We start from the raw sequence: 22,023 nt of genomic DNA, 5'->3' as shown, positions 1-22,023 counted from the left end.
GGTTGGATGGTGCGTTGTTACGTACATGAGCGTTGTGTCAGAAAAAGAATACTTTGCAGGCAAGGGCAGTCGGACAAGCCGCCGCCCTCTGCACACGCAAAGTGAACTCATTGCATTTTAGAAAACGGATTTAAAAAACAAAGTCGATGGAATCCGGTGAGAAGCCTTCCGGCCGCTCGTCCGAGTTAACCTGAATATCGCCTAACAGCAAATCTGGATCGATTCCAATCTGGGACAGGATCGCTATCAAATCTCTGGTTAATCTCTCAATAGCGTCGGCCCCAAACAGCTTCGTGCAATATTCAAACGAACCCTTGATTTCCCCGTCTTCATCACTCATAGACAAGGTCAAATCGAATTTGGAGATGCTGTGCTCCTGAACATATGGACTGAAGGACAGCGTTTCTAGCTTCGTTTCCTGCGACTCTGTATTTTGCAGTACAAACATGGTGTCAAACAACGGGTTACGGCTTGCATCCCGTGCTACATCCAGCTTTTCCAACAACTCTTCCAGTGGATAATCCTGATGCTCAAAGGCTTGCAGCGTACGATCTCTGGCTTCCTGCAAGTAGCTGTGGAACGTTTGGTTGCCCTTCGGCTGATGCCGGATGGCTAGCGTATTGACGAACATTCCGATCAGTGGCTCCAGCTCAGGCAACAAGCGGCCTGCTACTGGCGTACCGATGATCAAATCGTCCTGACCGCTGTATTTGGACAGCAGAACGGTGTAGGCGCTCAACAGCACCATGTACAGTGTACTTCCGGTTTGTGTCGCAATTCGGTGCAGTTGCTCGGATACATTCGCGTCCACTGTAAATTCATACATCGCACCTTCGAAGCTGCGAACAGCAGGTCTAGGATAAGCAATTGGCAAATTCAGTACCGGCAACTCTCCAGCTAAATGCTCCAGCCAGAAGTGTTCCCGGCGTTGGTATGATTCACGCTGCATCTCCTGCTGCTGCCACACGGCGTAGTCTTTGTACTGAATTTGCAGCGGCTCCAATGCCTGTCCTTCGTACAGTTGTACCAACTCCTGCACGATATTGTTCGACGATACACCGTCTGAAATAATATGGTGCATGTCGTACATCAGGAGATGGCGCTCTGGTCCGGTTTGAATAAGACGGACACGCAGCAGTGGTGCCTGGCGAAGGTCAAAGCTGCGTACAAAGGACTCGATATAGGCATCGGCTTCGGACTCCCTGGCTTGCAGGTGCTCTACTGCAAACTCCACTTGATCGTACACCCGCTGTACGACCTCGCCTTCCAGCATTTCAAAGGAAGTCCGCAGCGTTTCATGACGAGCTATTAACTGACGGAACGCATCCTCCAGCCGATCGGCCTGAAGCGGTCCCTCCACGGTTAGTACACCCGGCATATTGTAGCTGAGATCCCCACCTTCCAGATGGCTCAAAATGTACAGTCTTTTTTGAGCCGAGGAAACCGGGTAGTATGCCTGTTTCGCCGCCGCAGGAATCACCGTATAGGTGTCTGTGCCGTGCGTTGCGATGAGCTGGGCTTGCTGCTCAATCGTAAAGTGTTGGAACACCTCACGCAGCGTAATCCGGCTGTCCAGTTCCTGATGGATTTTGGCCACCAGCGTCGTTGCCCGCAGGGAGTGCCCACCCACGTCAAAGAATGAGTCGGTGACTCCTACGCTGGACAGCTTCAAGACATCCTGCCAGATTTGGGCTAGCTTGGCTTCCAGCGGCGTCCGCGGTGCAACATACTCCAGGCCTCCTTCGAGACGTGCTTCCGGTGCCGGCAACGCCTTGCGGTCGATTTTCCCGTTCGGTGTCAGCGGGAAACGATCCAGTTGTACCACATACGTCGGGATCATGTAATCCGGCAGCTTCGGCTGCAGCGCATTACGCAGCTCCGGCAAACTCAGGGACGCTGAAGCTATGATGTAGGCACACAGGTCCTTGTGTCCGTCTTCGTTTTCCCATGCTGTGACGATGGCTTTCTGAATGCCGTCCACGGTCAGCAGCTGCGCCTCCACCTCGCCCAGCTCGATCCGGTAACCCCGGATTTTCACCTGGTGGTCGATCCGGCCCAAATACTCAATACTGCCGTCTGGCATCCACCGTGCCAAGTCGCCCGTGCGGTACATCCGGTTTGCGTGAGTGCTGTCCGCTGGATCGGTTGCTGCCGCATCAGCAAACGGATTCAGGACGAACTTCTCTGCCGTCAGCTCCGGCAGGTTCAGGTATCCTCGTCCGACACCTGCACCCCCGATATAAAGCTCACCTGCGATACCGATCGGCACCAGCTGTTGCTGGCTGTTCAAGATGTACACCGACTGGTTCGCGATCGGCGTTCCGATGGATACCGTATGCTCCCCTTTTTCCAGCAGTGCGTTCAGGGACTCCACATCTTCAATCGTATAAGCGGTCGCATCTACCGTCGTTTCGGTCGGACCGTACACGTTCGTAATCACCGGACGATACCCGGACCACTTGTGCAGGAACACTTGTACCAGCTGCACGGATAATGCTTCGCCACCAATCAGGTAATGCTTCACTTCCGGCGCTTCCGTCACACTGACGCTTTCGTTCAAAATATGCAGATGCGCAGGTGTGCCGTCCGACAGATCAATCCGGTGCGTGCGGTAGTAGGCGATCAAATGCTCTCCGCTCAGGCTGACGTCACGGGACACCACATGCAGAGTGTGGCCTAACAGCAAGCTGGCAAAGATTTGCTTCACCGAAGCATCAAATACAAATGCTGACAGCCATGCGACATGAAGCGGCTGTTCGTAACGGCTGTATACTCGTTTCCATAAAGCATCTACCAGATTGCTAACACTGCCCTGCTCGATCATGACCCCTTTCGGCTGACCGGTGGTGCCTGACGTGTAAATCATATAGGCCAGGTTATGCGGGCCGGCGACAGGGATCAGGTTGCTCGCATCCTGTGCTCCCAGTTGAGCTTGAACGTCCTCGTCATCCAAGACTACAGCTCGAACTGTGGATGGCAAGCTGAGCGACAGGTTGGCAACTCTACTTGTAATCACGACCTTGGCCCCACTGTCTTGGAGCATGTAGTCGATGCGCTCCTGTGGATACATCGTATCCATCGGCACATACGCGCCTCCGGCCTTCAGTACCCCCAGAATGCTCACCAGAATATCCGCAGAACGTTCCAGCAATACGCCAACCGGTTGATCTGCTTCGACCCCTTCCGCTCGTAACACACGAGCCAATTGGTTCGCACGCTCATTTAGCTCAGTGTAGGTCAGCGCGGTGGCCCCAGACACAACGGCTATCCGCTCAGGGTTGCGCTTCGCTTGCTCTTCAAAGCGTTCGCTGAGCGAATGGCCTTGTAATGCTCCAAGCAGGCTGTGCGCATTCGGAGCATTAAACACCTTCAGAATCTGCTCGGTTTCTTCTGCCGTAATCAACTCCAGCTCACCCAGCTTCGCATCCGGGTTCGCCGCCACGGCTTCGGCCAAGCGAACAAAGTGACGCGTCATCCGTTCTACCGTTTCGCGCTCGTACAACGCAGTTGCATACTGCAATCCGAACTGGATACCTGCCTCTTCCTCTCTGGCTTCCAGCGTCAAATCAAACTTCGCTGGCGTTTGTTCCAAGCCGTATGGACGGAAGCTCAGATCTGCCAGTTGCAGTTCGCCTTCCTCGGTGGTTTGCAGGGTGAACATCGTATCGAACAGCGGATGGCGGCTCATATCCCGCTTCACATTTAGCTTTTCCACCAGTTCCTCAAATGGATAGTCCTGATGTTCATAGGCTTGCAGAGCACAAACTTTCACTTCTTCCACGTAGCTGCGGAAGGTATGTTCCGCTGTCGGATAGTTTCGCAATGCCAACGTACCGACGAACATCCCGAGGATCGGTTCCAAATCTGCATGCGGTCGTCCGGCAATCGGTGTGCCGACTACGATGTCCTCTTGCCCGCTGTATTGGTGTAAGAGCGCGGTGTACGCCGCCAGCAGCACCATATACAGCGTGGAGCCTGTGTACGCCGCCAGTTCTTTCAGCCGCTCGCTGACTTCACGTTCCAGTCCGAACACCACCGTATCGCCTGCCGTACTTCGTACCGACGGACGGGCAAAGTCTGTCGGTAGATCCAATACAGGCAGTTCACCCCGGAAGGTGTCGAGCCAGTACGCTTCCTGACGTTGCATCCACTCTTGATGGGCTTCGCTTTGCTGCCATACCGCATAATCTTTGTACTGTATCCGCAGTGGCGGCAGCTCTTCACCGTCATACAAGCGGACAAATTCTTCAGTCAGTACCCCCATGGACACGCCATCCGAGACGATGTGGTGCATATCGAGCATGAGTAAATGCTGCGATTCCTGCTCGGTTCCTTGTACGCCCAAATCTACCAAGCCTACCCGCAGCAGCGGAGCGGCTTTCAGATCGAACGGACGTACAAAGCGGCGTACCAATGCCTGCGTTTCTGGGCTGACCATCGTGTCCGTATCCGTGGTTGTATCCTGATCTGTATCCGTAGTCGCACCCTCTACCTGTACCTTTGTATACTCCACCTCGAACGGCACGGTGTCCTCAATCCATTGCACCGGCTCACCGTCCACCAGCTCAAAGCGAGTGCGCAAGGTCGCATGACGGGCAATCAGTTGACGGAACACGTCCTCCACTCGCTTCACGTCCAACGGACCACTCACTTGCAGCACTGACGGCATGTTGTAGTTCACATCATTCGGGTCGAACTGATGCAGCACAAACAGTCGTTTTTGCGCCGAGGAAAGCGGGTAGAAGCTGCGTTCTTCCGTTACCGGAATGGACGCATACGCCACTTGATCCAGACCTTCCATGACCGTTGCCAGTTGTTCAATCGTTGGCGCTTCAAAAATACTGCGCAGTGGAAGCGGCTTGTTCAGCTCCTTGTGAATTTTCGAGGCCAGCGTCGTCGCCCGCAGCGAGTGTCCGCCAATCTCGAAGAAGTTTTCTTTCACACCAACCTGCGCCAGACCCAGCACATCCTGCCAAATTTGCGCCAGCTTCACTTCCACCCACGTCCGCGGTGCGACATAATCAGCTCCGCTTTGCAGGTTGCCTTCCGGTGTTGGCAGTGCCTTGCGGTCGATTTTACCGTTCGGTGTCAGCGGCATCTGTTCTAGCTGTACCAAATACGAAGGCACCATGTAGTTTGGAAGCTCCTCGCCCAGTAAGCTGCGCAGCTCACCAGCGCTTACTTCCCGTTCAGCAACATAGTACGCCACCAGTTGGTTTTGCCCCTGTTCGTCCGCTTGTGCCAGTACGATGACCTCTTGTACGTCCTCCACCTTCAAAATTTGTGCCTCGACTTCGCCCAGCTCGATCCGGTAACCCCGGATTTTCACCTGATGGTCGATCCGGCCCAAATATTCAATGTTGCCGTCTGGCATCCATCTGGCCAAGTCACCCGTACGGTACATTCGTTCGTAGCCGGCTTCACCAGCTGCAAACGGATTTGGTATAAATTTCTCAGCCGTCAGCTCTGGGCGATCCAGATAACCACGGGCCAGACCCGGACCGGACACGCACAGTTCACCCGCTACGCCTACCGGAGCCAAATGTCCATGCACATCCACCATGTACACCCGATGATTCGGTATAGGGCGTCCGATGGAAATGAGTTGTCCTGCTCTCTCGTCCTCGGATACCGGCCAGACGGACGTCGCCACCGAGTTTTCGGTTGGACCGTAGCCGTTGTAGTACGCCACCTGATCCTTCCACTTGTATACCAATTCTGTTGAGGATGCTGAACCCGCAGTGAACAGAACACGCAGGTATGGCATCCGCTCCGGCTCCAGATACACCGCATAGGTCGGTGGTAACGTCGCCACCGTAATCTGATGTTCTGTCATATAATGTTCGAATCTCTCATAGTCCAAAATCGTCTCTGACGTTGGTACATACAACGTGGCTCCGCAGAACAGCGCCTGGAAGATTTCCCAGCAAGCCGCATCAAACGAATAGCTAGCAAACAGCAACGTATGATCCGACGTGCGGATCTTGAGCGTCTGATCAAAATACGTTTTCAGATTGCATAGACCGCGATGCTCCAACATAACACCCTTCGGCTGACCCGTCGTACCTGACGTATAAATGACATAGGCCAGATCGTTCGGACCAGACAACGGCTCCAGATTGGAACCATCCTCGTGATACACACCCTGTGCCCCATTCAGCACCAGCACGCTACCGTCGAAAGCCACTTTATCAACCAGATGGTTTTGCGTTAACAACAGCTTCGCACCCGAGTCGTCCAGCATGTAGCGGATACGCTCCTCTGGATAGGTCGGATCGATGGGCACATATGCGCCCCCGGCTTTTAAAATCCCGAAGATGCCCACGATCATGTCCACCGAACGCTCGGTCATCAGACCCACCAGTCGATCCTTCGTCACGCCTTGACTACGCAAGGTGCGCGCCAGACGATTCGCACGTTCATTCAGCTCGCGATAGGTCAGCTGCTCTCCTTCAAAGAACAACGCTGGCTGTTCCGGTGTCTGCACCGTTTGTGTCTCGAACAAGCCATGAATCGTTTGCTCGCTTGGATACTCAGCAGCTGTATTGCCCCATACGGTGAGAATTTGCTCACGCTCCTGCTCACTTACCATATCCAGCTCCTGCACCCGAATGTCCGGCTTCGCTACCACCTGCTCCAACAGCTGTATCAGATGGCCCTGAGTCCGTTCAACGGCTTCCCGATCATATAACTTCGCATTGTATTCAAATCGGATTTTCATCGCTTCCTGCGGCATAACAACCAGATTGAAATCATAGTTGGTTTGTTCAATCATGCCGGCATTGCGAATTTCAAAGTCCGACGCTGCACCTTCGCCAAGTTGCTCGACCTGCTCCTCCACCGGATAGTTTTCAAACACGATAATGTGGTTGATCAGGTCTTGCTTTTGCTCGGTCAAGGCTTGAATTTCATACAGCGGATACGTTTCATAATCTTGAGAAGTCAGCGCCTGTTTCTGATTCGTTCTGATCAGGTCGGCAAAGGTATCGTCAACCCCACTGCGGATACGTATTGGAATGGTGTTAATGAACAAGCCCACCATGTTTTCGATCCCCGAAATATCCGCTGGACGACCCGACACTACACCACCAAAAACAGCGTCATCACTACCGTTGTACTTTTGGAGCAGCAAGCCCCAAGCTGTTTGCAGCAATGTATTCGGGGTCACGTGGTGCTGCTTGGCCACCATTTCCATACGTCCAGTCAAATCCTTGCCCAGATCACACAGGATATGCTCAAATTGGGCATCGTCCGCTTTCACGCCTACTTTTCCGGTCGGAATCGAAGTTTGCTGCTCATAGCCGAGCAAATAATCCTTCCAGTAGGAAGCTGCTGCTTCTTCATCCTGTGCTTCAAGCCACTCAATATACTGACTGTATGGAGTCACGGGGGCAAGCTTCGGCTGTCTATGCTCCACGGCTGCAAAATAAGCCTCAAACACCTCATCCGTGACTAAAGCCACACACCAGCCATCCATCAAGATGTGATGAGAGCTCCACACAAAATAATAATCCTCATCACCTGTTCGTAAAATCGCCACGCGCATCAACGCATCCCGGGACAAATCGAATCCGGCTGCCTTGTCCTGGCGAATAAATTCCTGCACATACGCGTCACGCTCCTGCTCATTCAGATGACGCAAATCTTCACATCTGAAACCAACCTCCTTGCGGCGGAAAATCACCTGCACAGGCTCATCCTGCCAACCGCTGATGAAATTAGCTCTAAAGATCTCATGCCGCTGCGCCAAATGATTCAAGCTATCTTGGAAAATATCCGCTTGGAAGCGTCCGTGCAAATCAAAGGTCGTTTGTTCAAAATAAGCTCCTGACGCTGCATCCATCAGACTATGGAACAGCATGCCTTTTTGCATCGGCGTCAACGCATATACATTTTCCAGTTCCCCGATGTCACGAGTCCGCTCTACCAACTGATCCAGCTCGGCCATGGTTACATGTTTAAGCATGACATCGCTTGGCGTCAGTTCTTGCTGTTTGCGGCCTACACAATGCGCAATGATTTCCTGCAAACTGATTTTGAACTCTTCAGCTAACTGCTCCATCGTTTCATGACGATATTCCTGCTTGCTGTAGCTGATTGTCAATTGCAGTTCGCCTTCCGAAATCAGTCCGTTCATATCCAGCGTGTGCGATCTGGCTGCATGGGCGCTAAGCTCTGCACCGCTAGAGTAAGGAGATACGCCAATGGACTGACTTTGCATATCTTGATCAAATTGTCCCAGATAGTTAAAGCTGATTTCAGGTTCGGTCACAAAACGCTCTTGCTCACGGGCTGCGGACAGGTATCTCAACATCCCGTAGCCAATGCCCTTTTGCGGAATGCGGCGGAGTCCTTCTTTCACCTGTTTGATGCGCTGTGAAAGGTCTTGCCCCACGCTCATATCCAGCACCACCGGGAATTGGGTCGTAAACCAGCCCACCGTCCGCGTAATATCCAGTTCTGGCAAAATGGACTCCCGTCCATGGCCTTCCAGGCTCACGAGCACTCGTTCCAAGCCCGCCCAGCGATGAATAGTCAGTCCTAAGGCGGTAAGCAGCAAATCATTCATCTCCGTGTTGTAGGCACGATGCGCCTGTTTTAACAACTGCTCCGTTTCCTGAGCTGTCCACGTAACTGTCATGTTCTCGCTGTCCCTATTCAAGGAATGAGAATGGGATTCGTCTTTTGGAAGCGGCTGATATACGCCCTGTTCCATTTCCTGCCAGAATGCGAGTTCTGCTGCCATGGCCGGACTGTTCGCATATTGAGACTGTCCATCCGCCCAGGTGCGGAACGAATCCGTTTTGTGCGGAAGACGAGCCGTTTGTCCGTTCAATGCCTGCTCGTAGGCGGTTGTAATATCCTCGAACAAAATTCGCCAAGATACGGTATCCACCACCAAGTGATGAATCGCCATCAGCAAATGATCACCATCTGGGCAATGGAACAGCCCCAGTTTCACCAGCGGTCCTTCGCTTAACTGAATACCCGCCTGAATTTCATTCACTTTAGCCTCGATCGCCGCTGACACCTCAGTCTCATGGCTGAGGTCTATACGTTCCAGCGTATACAGCTCGCCCTCCCCAATTGCGCGGTTCCAGGCTTCATATCCGTGCTCCGTAGGACGGAAAACGATCCGCAGTGCGTCGTGATGGCTAACGATTTGATCCATCGCCGTGCGCAGGGCCGGTTCATCAAAACCGTCCTTGCTATGCAGCATGATGGACTGGTTATGATGATGAGCATCCGTCAGGTTCTGCTCAAAGAACCAGTGTTGCACCGGTGTCAGTTTCACAGCGCCCACCACTTCGCTCTGATCCGCCAATCGGGTCACCGATTGGACTTTCAGTGCCAAGGCAGACACGGTTGGATGACTGAACAGGTCTTTCATCTCCAGTCGATAACCTGCTTGCAGCAATCGGGAGGATACTTGTAAGGCTTTGATCGAATCGCCACCCAGCTCAAAGAAGTTATCCTGCGTGCCTACCGCTTCCACGCCGAGCACCCCGGCCCATACCGCAGCCAGTACTTGCTCCACCGTGGTACGCGGTGCCACATAGGCTGCACCCGTATGGATGCTTCCTTCCGGTTCCGGCAAGGCCTTACGGTCGATTTTACCGTTGCTGGTCAGCGGGATCGTCTCCAGTTGCATCAAACGTGCAGGCACCATGTGCGCTGGCAGTCCGGCTTCCAGTTCGGCCTGTACCTCCTCGATCCGCAGCTCAGCTTCTCCTGTGATGTATCCGCACAAGTACTTGTGTCCACGCTCATCCGTCCGGTCGATGACTACCGCTTGACGTACACCCGGCACCCGCTGGATCGCCGTTTCGATCTCGCCCAGCTCGATCCGATAGCCCCGGATTTTCACTTGATAGTCCATCCGGCCGATAAAGTCCACATTGCCGTCCGGCATCCATCGCGCCAAGTCACCTGTGCGGTATAATCGTTCACCTGGCACGAACGGATTGGCTACGAATTTCTCGGCCGTCAGGTCCGCACGGTTCAGGTAGCCTCGTGCTACCCCAGCTCCGCCAATGCACAGCTCACCCAGTACGCCGATCGGCACCGGATTCAGCTGGCTGTCCACGATGTAGAAGCGTGCGTTCAGCCATGCCTGTCCAATCGGCACATTACCGCTGCTTGGCAGCTTCGACAGTTCTTCGTCGTAGAAGCTGGAGTCGATCGCCGCTTCCGTAACACCATAGCTGTTCATAATGCGAATATCTGCGCCAAATCGTTCTTGCAACACCCGATAATCCGTCACGCTGCAGCTATCCGAGCTGGTAATCAGCAATTCCAGACTGCTCATGTCCAGTCCCTGCTCATATACATGCTGCATAAACGGTACGATCAGGGCTGGAGTCGATTCGAACACGGTAATCTGATAGTCGCGAATCCAGCCATACAGACGGCTCGGATCAATGCGGTCGTCTTTCGGACAGATAACCATTGTGCCGCCGTTATAAAGCGTCCGCGCGATATCACCGACGAACACGTCGAAGGAAAAGCTTGCCAGCTGCAGCAAACGTACCGGGAACTGGTTCAGGCGATAATCCCGACGATACGCCGCGGCGGTATTCACCAAGCTGCGATGCTCGATCATGACGCCCTTCGGACGTCCCGTTGTTCCCGACGTGTAGATCACATACGCCAGATCCTGCGGTTCGTTGATGTGATTGACGTCTGTGGTATCTCCGGTGTACAGCGACTCATCGTCCAGTGCCAGTACGGTGTGCAGACGCAGCCCTGTTGCGGGTTCGGATGTAGGTTGGCTTTCCTCGAGCCATGCCTGTGCACGCTCCTGCAAGCCGATTTGGGTCAACAGTACCGTCGCACCACTGTCCTCCAGCATGAAACGAATACGTTCGGACGGATAATCTGCATCCAGCGGCACATAGGCGCCTCCTGCCTTCCACACCGCCAGTACGCCAACCAGCATGTCGACCGAACGTTCACTCAAAATGCCAACAATCGACTCGCGTCCAATGCCTTCATTTCGCAGTCTACGGGCTAATTGGTTCGCACGCTCGTTCAGTGTGCGGTACGTCAGTTGTTGTTCCTCGTACACCACCGCCACATGATCTGGTATAAGCTGGGTCTGTTCTTCCACATAAGTATGGAATAAGCCTCCTGCTTCAGCAGTAACATCCGATACTCCCACATCTCCAAAACCGTAGATGATTTGTGCTTTTTCCTCGACGGTTACCATTTCCAAAGCTGCCAGTGATTGCTGCGGATGAAGAGTAATCGCACGTACAAGTTCGGTAAAATGCTGTGCCAAGCGCGCAATGGTCTCAGGCTTGTACAGCGCCGTGCTGTATTCCAGACTGCACAGAATGCCTTCCGGCTGCTCCACGGCATCCAAGGTCAGATCAAATTTGGCCGTATGATTGTCTGTCGGATACGTCTTAAAGGTCAGACCTTCCAGCTCGAACTCCTGCTGCTCAAATGTTTTCAACTCAAACATCGTGTCAAACAGCGCATTCCGGCTCGTATCCCGCGTTAAATTCAGCTTTTCAACCAGCTCTTCAAAAGGATATTCCTGATGTTCGTAAGCACTGAGCGCATGCTCTTTGACCTCTTGCAAGTAGTCCAGGAACGTTTTGTCACCAGCCGGATAATTGCGGATTGCCAGCGTGTTGAGGAATACGCCTACCAAGCTCTCCAGTTCCGCATGTGGTCTTCCGGCAATTGGCGTGCCGACGATAATGTCCTCTTGACCCGTGTATTTATGCAAGAGTGTGCTATACGCGGCCAGCAACACCATGTACAAGGTGGAACCGGTTTGCGCGGACAGCTGTTTCAACTGTTCGCTGTCCTCCAGGCTGATCGCAAATTCCAATCGAGCTCCTTCCAGACGCTGTACGGCTGGTCTTGCAAAATCCGTAGGCATATCCAGCACCGGAATGTCACCAGCCATCGTGTTCAGCCAGTAGCTTTCCTGCTCACGAAGCCGCTCACTTTGCATATCTGCATGCTGCCAAACCGCATAGTCCTTGTACTGAATACGGAGTGGCGGCAGTTCCTTGCCTTCATACAATTGAGAGAACTCCTGCACGATAATTCCTTCCGTGACGCCATCCGAAATAATATGGTGCATGTCATAGAGCATGACGTGACGCTCCGGTCCGGTTTCCACCAGCTGAACCCGCAGCAATGGTGCTTGTGCGAGATCAAATGCGCGTACAAAGTCTTGGGCATACTGCTGGGTCTCTTCTTCGCTTGCCTGCACATGCTCCACGCTGAATGCGACGCCCGATTCAATCCGTTGAATCACCTCACCATCCACCATCTCGAATCGGGTTCGCAGGGCTTCATGACGGGCAATCAGCTGGCGGAAGGCTTGTTCCAGTCGCATTTTATCCAAGGAACCTTCGATAATCAACGCTCCTGGCATGTTGTAGCTAACCTCTCCACCTTCCAGGTGACTCAGCACGTACATCCGTTTTTGCGCCGAGGAAACAGGATAATATTCACGCTCCTCCACCACAGGAATAGATACATACGTTTGCTGGGTCTGATCTTCACCCATCAACTGCACCAGTTGCTCAATCGTCGGATATTGGAAAATATCTCGCAACGCCAGCTTGTGATTCAGCTCCTGATGGATTTTCGCCATCAGGGTGGTAGCGCGCAGAGAATGTCCTCCCACTTCAAAGAAGTTATCCTGGATGCCTATTTGATGATGATTCAGAACGCTTTGCCAAATACGTACCAACTGCTCTTCCAGCGGTGTGCGCGGTGCCACGTACGCCGTGCCTCCTTCGAGGCGCGCTTCTGGCGCAGGCAACGCTTTGCGGTCAATTTTTCCGTTCGGTGTCAGCGGGAAACGATCCAGTTGTACGACATAGGTCGGGATCATATAGCCCGGCAGTTTGGGCTGGAGTGTGCTGCGCAGATCCGGCAAATTCAGCGCCTCCGAGGCTACGACATACGCACACAGATCCTTGTCTCCGTCTTCGTTTTCCCAGGCGGTGACGATGGCTTTCTGAATGCCGTCCACGGTCAGCAGCTGCGCTTCCACCTCGCCCAGTTCAATCCGGAAGCCCCGGATTTTGACTTGATCATCCATCCGGCCGATAAAGTCCACATTGCCATCCGGCATCCACCGCGCCAAATCGCCTGTACGGTACAATCGTTCACCCGCTACATATGGATTCGCTACGAATTTTTCGGCCGTCAGGTCTGCACGATTCAGATATCCCCGTGCCACCCCGGCTCCACCAATGCACAGCTCACCCAGTACGCCGATCGGCACCGGATTCAGCTGGCTGTCCACAATGTAGAAGCGTGCGTTCAGCCACGCCTGACCAATCGGCACATGGCCGCTGCTTGGCAGCTTTGACAGCTCTTCGTCGTAGAAGCTGGAGTCAATCGCCGCTTCGGTGACGCCGTAGCTGTTCATAATGCGGATATCCGCACCAAACCGTTCTTGCAGCACCCGGTAGTCCGTCACACTGCAGCTGTCCGAACTGGTGATTAGTAGTTCCAGACTGCTCATGTCCAGCCCCTGTTCATGCACATGCTGCATAAACGGTACGATCAGGGCTGGAGTCGATTCGAACACGGTTATCTGGACATCGCGAATCCAGCCATACAAACGGCTAAAATCAATCCGGTCGTCTTTCGGACAAATGACCATCGTGCCGCCGTTATAGAGCGTCCGTGCAATGTCCCCGACGAACACGTCGAAGGAGAAGCTCGCCAGTTGCAGCAGTCGGACTGGGAATTGGTTCAGGCGATAATCCCGGCGATACGCCGCAGCCGTATTCACCAGGCTGCGATGCTCGATCATGACGCCCTTCGGCCGTCCGGTTGTCCCGGATGTATAGATCACATACGCCAAATCGTGCGGTTCGTTGATGTGATCGACGTCTGTCGTATCTCCGGTGTACAGTGACTCATCGTCCAATGCCAATACGGTATGCAGACGCAGCCCTGTTGCCGGTTCGGATGCTGCTTCGCTGTCAGACTTCGAATCTGATTTTGAGCCTAAGTTTTCATTTAGGCTGTCTCTTTCCATCGTTTCAGCACCAGCCGCTGTTTCCAACTCACCCTCAGTCTGCCCTCCGGCCAAGGCCTGTCGGCTTTCCCCAAGCCATATCTGTGCTTGCTCCTGTAAGCCGATTTGGGTCAACAATACCGTCGCACCACTGTCCTCCAGCATGAAACGAATCCGTTCAGACGGATAGTCTGCATCCAGCGGCACATAGGCGCCTCCCGCCTTCCACACCGCCAGTACGCCGACCAGCATGTCTACCGAGCGTTCACTCAAAATGCCGACAATCGACTCGCGTCCAACGCCTTCATTCCGCAATCTCCGCGCCAATTGGTTCGCGCGCTCGTTCAGTTTCCGGTAAGTGAGCTGCTCCTCCTCGTACACCACCGCCACATGATCTGGTACAAGCTGTGCCTGTTCTTCCACATAGGTATGGAACAGGGCTCCTGCTTCAACTGCAGCACCATCCGTTACTCCCACTTCTCCAAAACCGTAGATGAGTTGCTCCTTTTCCTCAACGGTTACCATATTCAAAGTTGCCAGGGGCTGTTGTGGATGGTATGCAATAGCTCGAACGATTTCCGCAAAATGCTGTGCCAATCGCGTCATGGTCTCAGGCTTGTACAACGCCGTGCTGTATTCCAGACTGCACAGAATGCCTTCTGGCTGCTCCACTGCATCTAAAGTCAGATCAAACTTGGCCGTATGATTTTCCAGTGGATAGGAGCTCAAGGTCAAACCTTCCAGCAGTAACTCCTGTTGCTCCAAGGTTTTCAACTCAAACATCGTGTCAAACAGCGCATTTCGGCTCGTATCTCTCGTCAAATTCAGCTGTTCAACCAGTTCTTCAAAAGGATAGTCCTGATGCTCATAAGCACTGAGCGCATGCTCCTTCACCTCTTGCAGATAATCCAGAAACGTTTTGTCGCTGGACGGATAATTGCGAATCGCCAGCGTGTTAATGAAGACACCCACCAGATTACTGAGCTCCGCATGCGGTCGTCCTGCAATCGGCGTGCCGACGACAATGTCCTCTTGGCCCGTGTATTTGTGCAAGAGCGTAGTGTACGCCGCCAGCAGCACCATGTATAGGGTAGCGCCTGTTTGCGAAGCCAGTTCTTTCAGGCGTTCACTAACCTCACGCTCCAATGCAAATTCGATCGTATCCCCTGCCGTACTCTGCACCGCCGGACGGGCAAAGTCGGTTGACAGATCCAGTACAGGCACTCCGCCCCGGAAGGTGCCCAGCCAGTACGCTTCCTGACGCTGCATCCACTCCTGATGGGTTTCGCTTTGCTGCCATACGGCATAGTCTTTGTACTGAATCCGCAATGGCGACAGTTCTTCACCGCCATACAAGCGGACAAACTCATCGGTCAGTACCTCCATCGACGCGCCATCCGAAACGATATGGTGCATGTCGAGCATGAGTAAATGCTGGGATTCTTGCTCTACTCCTTGGACACCCAGATCCACCAAGCCTACCCGCAGCAGCGGTGCAGCTTTTAGATCAAACGGACGGATAAACTGCCGTACCCGTTCTTGTGCTTCCTCGCTAATCCTCGTGTACGTAGCCGTAGTCGTACTCTCTACCTGTACCTTCGTATATTCCACCTCGAATGGCACGGTATCCTCAATCCATTGCATCGGCTCATTGTCTACCAGCTCAAAGCGGGTACGCAAGGTCGCATGGCGGGCAATCAGTTGACGGAACACGTCCTCTACTCGTTTCACATCCAGCGGACCGCTCACTTGCAGCACCGACGGCATGTTGTAGTTCACATCACTTGGATCAAACTGATGCAGTACATACAGTCGTTTTTGTGCTGAAGATAACGGGTAGAAGCTGCGTTCTTCTGTTACCGGAATGGACGCATATGTTACTTGATCCAGACTTTCTAACACCGTTGCCAGTTGCTCAATCGTTGGTGCTTCAAAAATACTGCGCAGTGGAAGCGGCTTGTTCAGCTCCTTGTGAATCTTCGAGGCCAGTGTCGTCGCCCGCAGCGAGTGTCCGCCAATCTCGAAGAAGTTTTCCTTCACGCCGACCTGCGCCAGGCCCAGCACATCCTGCCAAATTTGCGCCAGCTTCACTTCCACCCACGTCCGCGGTGCGACATAATCGGCTCCGCTTTGCAGGCTGCCTTCCGGTGCTGGCAGGGCCTTACGGTCAATTTTGCCATTGGGACTCAGCGGCATTTGCTCCAGTTGTACAAAGTAGGACGGCACCATATAGCTTGGCAGCTCTCGGCCCAGCTCACTTCTCAGCTCGCTGGCTCCTAGCTCTTGCCCGGCGACATAGTACGCCACCATGTGTTTTTGTCCCGTTTCGTCTGCACGCGCCATGACAACCGCTTCTCGCACGGACGCTACTTGGAGCAGCTGCGTTTCGACCTCGCCCAGCTCAATCCGGTAACCGCGGATCTTCACCTGATGGTCGATCCGGCCCAGATATTCAATGTTTCCGTCCGGCATCCATCTTGCCAAATCGCCAGTGCGGTACATCCGTTCATAGCCTGCTTCCCCGCCGGCAAACGGGTCGGCTACGAATTTCTCGGCCGTCAGCTCCGGACGGTTCAGATACCCACGTGCCACACCGACACCACCGATGCACAACTCCCCTGCAACCCCAATCGGCTGCAATTGCTCCGTGCCTTCCTTCACGATGTACAGGCGAATGTTTTGAATCGGTTTTCCGATCGGAATGACTGCATATTCTTCCGTCGGCTCGCAATCAAAGTACGATACGTCCACCGTCGCTTCGGTTGGACCGTACAGGTTGATCAGCTTCGCTCCGGTCAGGCTCGACACGAGCCGTTGGAAGCGAGCCACATGCTGTGGCGGCAAGGCTTCACCACTGGCAAAGACATGGCGCAGCGTTGCCAGTTTCGCTTGCATCACTTCCCGTGGCTGCTGCTCCACATACTCCAGGAACGCATGCAGCATGGCAGGTACAAAGTGCATCGTGCTCACTCCATCGCGGGCAATCGTGTCCACGATGTCTTCCGGGTTCTTTTCCCCGCCTACCGACAGCAAGCTCACCTTCGAGCCGACCAGCGACCACCAGAACAGCTCCCACACCGACACGTCGAACGTGAAGGCGGTCTTTTGCAGGATCGTATCTTCCGCACTCAAGCCGTACCGATCATGCATCCACAAAATCCGATTCAGCACAGAATGGTGCTCCACCATCACGCCCTTCGGTTTTCCCGTGGAGCCAGAGGTATAAATGACATAGGCGACATGGTGCGGTCCGGCCAGTGGCTCCAGATTCGAGCCGTCTTCGTGGTAAATGTCTTGGCCAGCCTGCTCCTGACGATCCAGCACCAGCACCTGGCCGTCGAAACTCAGCGATGCTTGCTCCGCCAGATGCGATTGCGTCAGCACCAGCTTCGCTCCCGAATCCTCCAGCATGAAGCGGATGCGGTCGGCCGGATATTCTGGATCAATTGGCACGTAGGCTCCGCCTGCTTTGAGGATCGCATAAATACCTACGATCATGTCCAGAGAACGGTGAGCCAGTATGCCTACAGGCTGATCCGGCTCGACGCCTTCCGCACGCAAAGTGCGTGCGAGTCGGTTCGCGCGCTCATTCAACTCCGCGTAGGTCAACGATTCCGATCCGCACAACACTGCTGCCTGATCCGGTGTATTCGCTGCCTGCTGCTCGAACAGTGCGCTTAGCGTTTGATCCTGCGGATAAGCTGCCGCCGTATCCCCCCAGACCTGAACGATCTGCGCCTGCTCTTCCGGTGTCACCAATTCCAGCTCATTCACACGGATATGCGGATTATTCACGATTTGCTCGATGACATGCAGTACATGTCCCTGCATCCGCTCGATCGTAGACCGATCGTATACATTGGCGTTATATCTGAACATAATGCGGAAGGTTTCATCGGGCATCACAATCAAGTCCAGATCATAGTTTGTTTGCTCGACAACCTCCACATTCGTAATTTCAAAAGCGGATGGACGAACTTCCCCAAGCTGCTCGACTTGCTCCTCTACCGGATAATTCTCAAATACCATAATGTGGTTAATCAGATGCTGCTTCTGCTCGGTCAATGCCTGAATTTCATACAGCGGGAAGCTGTCATAGGCTCCTGAGGCCAGTGCCTGCTCCTGCGTTTTCCGCATGATGTCCACAAACGTGGCATTCTGTTCACTTTGAATCCGCACTGGGATCGTATTAATGAACAGACCGATCATATGCTCTACACCCGCAATATCCGTCGGACGTCCAGATACGACACTGCCGAATACAACATCCTCATTGTTGTTATATTTCTGCAAAATAAGGCCCCACACGCTCTGCATCAGCGTATTAATCGTGACCTGCTGCTGCTTTGCAATCCGGTACATCGCTTCGCTCCACGCTGGATCCAGATCTACCGTTATTTTTTCAGAAATATATTCCCTGGTTTCGTTTGCTGTAGCGAATACAGTATTAGCCGCTTGGTCTTTCGATGAAGTATCCAATCCAGGTAACAAGGTTTGCTGTTCAAAGCCAGCCAAATAGCTGCTCCAATACTCTTGTGCCGCACGTTCATCCTGACGCTCTAGCCATTCGATATATTGACCATATGATGTGACAGGAGCAAGCTCCGGCTGTTTCTGCTCCAGCAGCGCAAAGTACGTACCAAACACTTCGCCTGTAACGAGCGATAAGCACCAGCCATCCATGACAATGTGATGGAAGCTCCAGACCAAATGATACGTTTCTTCATCGGTCTGCAATACCTGTACGCGCATAAGTGCATCCGTACCGAGATCAAAGCCTCTAGCCTGGTCTTCCTGCTTAAACGTCTGGATATACGCCTGTTGCTCCGCTTCCTGCATTTCGCGTATATCCTTGAAGGACAGATCGCTATCTTTGTGACGGAACACGATTTGCAATGGCTCCGGACCATGTCCTGTTTCAAATCGATGGAAATTCGTCCGCAGTGCTTCATGACGCTGTGTCAGTACATCTAGACTCTTGCGGAAAATTTCAACATCAAAGCTGCCTTTTTGATCAAACGACGCTTGCTGGAAGTATGCACCTGAGTCCGGCTCCATCAGACTATGGAACAGCATCCCCTTCTGCATCGGCGAAAGAGCATACACATTTTCCAGTTCGCCCACAGAAGTCGTTTGCTCCGTCAATTGCTCCAGTTGTTCCAACGACAAGCCTTTGAACAAGACATCGCTTGGGGTTAGTTCGCTCCGCTCTTGGGAGGCACAATGCGCGATCACTTCCTGCAAGCTTTCCTGCAGCAACTGCGCAAAGTTCTCTACATTTTGCTGTTGATATACCTTACTGTCATAGCGAATGTCCAGTGTCAGCGCGCCCGCTGTAATCATGCCGTTCACATTCAAAGGATGCTCCAGTACAGTATGGTCACTCATCGGCTCTCCACCTGGATGCGAAGACAGCGTGATATCCCCATTTTCTAAGTCCTGATCAAACTGTCCCAAATAGTTAAAGCTAATTTCAGGCTGCAAGGTCAAGGAAGGATGGACATCATGCTGAGACATATACTTCAAAATACCGTAGCCAATACCCTTATGCGGCACATGACGCAGATCTTCCTTCACCCGCTTGATTCGCTGCCCTACTTCTGCCTTCCCATCCACACCCAGCAGTACTGGATACTGACTCGTAAACCAGCCCACGGTACGGGTGATATCGATATCTGGAACAATGGCTTCCCGGCCATGGCCCTCCAGATTGACCAGCACACGCTCCTGACCGCTCCAGTTATATAACGCGGTGCCGAGTGCGGTTAACAGCAGATCATTGACCTCTGTGTTATACGCCCGATGCGATTCCAGCAGCAGCAGCCGTGTTTCCTGTTCGCTCCAAGCTACGCTCACCGTCGCAGTGTCTCTGATTAGAGAATGTTGTCCCTCCACTCTTTCTTGATCCTTAGGCAACGATGCAATTTCCATTTGAGCGAGATGCTGCCAATATTCGCGTTCATTTTCGATCGCCGGGCTATTCGCATATTGAGACAAACGTTCTGCCCAGTCGGAGAAAGAGTCCGTTTTATATGGCAGGCGAATCGCTTCTCTCCGCACGGCCTGCTCATACCCCGTGGCAAAATCCTCAAACACAATCCGCCACGAAATCCCGTCTATGACCAAATGGTGAATGGCAATCAGTAAATGATCTCCATCCATGCAGCGGAAAAGTCCCAGCTTCACCAGCGGTCCTTCATCTAGACGAATAGAACTTTGGATGGCATTGGCTTTCATTTCAATCGCCACCGTCACATCTGCCGCGTCTTCGACACCCGTCAAATCAACAACGTCCAGACTGTACAGCTGACCTTCGTTCAAACCACGATTCCACGCTTCATAGCCCTGTTCGGTCTGTCGGAAGACCATACGCAGCGCATCATGATGCTCCGTCACCTGGGTCACCGTTTGATGCAATGCGGCTTCATCGAATCCTTGTGCTCTATACAGCATCACCGATTGGTTGAAATAATGTGGCTCTGCTGAGGATTGTCCAAAGAACCATTGCTGTATTGGGGTCAATTTAACTGCTCCCGAGACCACCCGCTGATCGGCTGTGCGGCTAACTTTGTGTACATGACTGCTCAGCAGTGAAATGGACGGATATTGGAACAAATCCTTCATCTCCAGCTTGTAGCCCGCTTGCAGCAAGCGGGACGATACCTGGATCGCTTTGATCGAATCGCCGCCCAGATCAAAGAAATTATCCAAAATGCCGACTCTCTTTGCTCCTAATACAGACTGCCAAATGGACACTAACGTCTGCTCCAGTGCTGTGCGCGGCTCTACATAATCCGCTCCGCTTTGCAAGCTGCCCTCCGGTGCTGGCAGTGCCTTGCGGTCGATTTTACCGTTCGGTGTCAGTGGCATCTGCTCCAGCTGGATGAAATACGAAGGCACCATATAGTTGGGCAGATCCTCACCCAGTAAGCTACGCAGCTCCCCAGCGCTTACGTCTCTTTCAGCGACATAGTACGCCACCAGTTGGTTTTGCCCCTGTTCGTCCGCTTGGGCCAGTACGATGACCTCTTGCACGTCTTCCACTTTCAAGATTTGTGCCTCGACCTCACCCAGCTCGATCCGGTAGCCCCGGATTTTCACCTGATGGTCAATCCGGCCCAAATATTCGATGTTGCCGTCTGGCATCCATCTCGCCAAGTCACCCGTACGGTACATTCGTTCATAGCCTGCTTCACCAACCGCAAACGGGTTCGCTACAAATTTCTCCGCCGTCAGCTCTGGACGATCCAGATATCCACGCGCCAGACCTGGACCAGACACGCACAGCTCACCTGCTACGCCTACCGGAGCCAAATGTCCATGCCCATCCACCATGTATACCCGATGATTCGGCACAGGACGTCCAATGGAAATGAGTTGTCCAGCCCTTGCATCCTCGGACACCGGCCAGATGGACGTTGCAACTGAGTTTTCAGTTGGACCGTAGCCGTTGTAGTACGCCACTTGATCCTTCCACTTGTATACCAGTTCGGTGGAAGATGCTGAACCCGCAGTGAACAGAATACGCAGGTGTGGCATCCGCTCTGGCTCCAGATACACCGCATAGGTCGGCGGCAAAGCGGCCACCGTAATCCGGTGATTCGCCATATATTGCTCAAACCGCTCGTAGTTCAAAATCGTCTCTGTCGTTGGCACATATAACGTGGCTCCGCAGAACAGCGCTTGGAAGATTTCCCAGCAAGCCGCATCAAACGAATAGCTAGCGAACAGCAACGCATGATCCGACGTGCGGATTCGAAGCGTCTGATCAAAATACGTTTTCAGATTGCACAGCCCGTGATGCTCCAGCATAACGCCCTTCGGCTGCCCTGTTGTACCCGATGTATAAATCACATACGCCAAATCATTTGGACCGGACCACGGCTCCAGGTTGGAACCATCCTCGTGATACACCGTTTGCGTTCCATCCAGCACCAGCACTTGGCCATCGATAACTGCTTTGTCCACCAGATGACTTTGTGTCAACAGTAGCTTCGCACCCGAGTCGTCCAGCATATAGC

General features: G+C 53.2%; 1 protein-coding gene (cut by a window edge). It reads right to left on the bottom strand.

Features of this window, described 5'->3' with window-relative positions; all coding sequences use genetic code 11:
- Window positions 1-130: 130 nt before the first annotated feature.
- A protein-coding gene (locus MHH57_RS11180; RefSeq protein ID WP_342435092.1) for a non-ribosomal peptide synthase/polyketide synthase crosses the window boundary here: on the bottom strand, window positions 131-22,023 show its 3' portion. 20,362 nt of this gene lie beyond the right edge of the window; 21,893 of the gene's 42,255 nt are visible here — the last part of the coding sequence; its start codon lies beyond the right edge, outside the window; its stop codon occupies window positions 131-133.

The organism is Paenibacillus sp. FSL H7-0442 (genome assembly GCF_038593105.1).
Lineage (GTDB): Bacteria > Bacillota > Bacilli > Paenibacillales > Paenibacillaceae > Paenibacillus > Paenibacillus polymyxa_D.
The sequence above is the reverse complement of the archived record's forward strand: the minus strand, read 5'-3'. Positions and strand labels throughout refer to the sequence as shown.